The sequence below is a fragment of the Rahnella sp. P4_A8 genome (assembly GCF_056402435.1).
This window is the reverse complement of sequence record NZ_JBFUHK010000386.1, coordinates 1-542: the sequence shown is the minus strand read 5'-3', so window position 1 is coordinate 542 and position 542 is coordinate 1. Positions and strand designations below refer to the sequence as shown.

General features: G+C 39.7%; 1 protein-coding gene. It reads left to right on the top strand.

The genetic code is table 11. The features are described 5' to 3' along the window. Positions 1–123 precede the first annotated feature (123 nt). Entirely contained in the window at positions 124–420 is a 297-nt protein-coding gene (locus tag AC1DUO_RS26155; RefSeq protein WP_421589637.1) for a hypothetical protein, read from the top strand. The last annotated feature ends 122 nt before the right edge of the window (positions 421–542 follow it).

Genomic DNA, 542 nt, shown 5'->3' with positions numbered 1-542 from the left:
ACGTAGTCGCCGTCAGAAAGTGGTACATCTAAAAAACTTATCCATAATGAACGTCACCGCTGCGGTGGCATATTTTATGATGAGTGTGACTTTCCTCAGTTTGACGATAAAACTGATCGTATTTTGGAGTGGAGTGATATCTATTTCACCGGATTAGATCCTGCTGACTTTTGGAATGCGGAAATTATCATCGCACAGATGGCTTTCAGAGATGTGTATCACTTCCGTGCATTCGACGAAGCCTGCGAGATGTTAAGTGAGCAAGAACGTGAAAATGAATTTAAAATAAATACATGGCCTAATTATAATTCTCAGGGGAAAATAGTTAGTCATACATTAGTATGCCGCGAAGCATGCAAATATGATGTTTTCGGTGACCTCACATTTTTGGGTTTGTTGAAAAACGAGAGCTTGAAATAGTGATTAACGTTCCTCCTGCCATTCACTGTGGTTATAATTTTTAACCTGATTACGCTTATGGATTAGGGTTGCGAATGATTGTTGATGCACCTTACTTAAGTCAGCAAGTCATCGAAGACGCT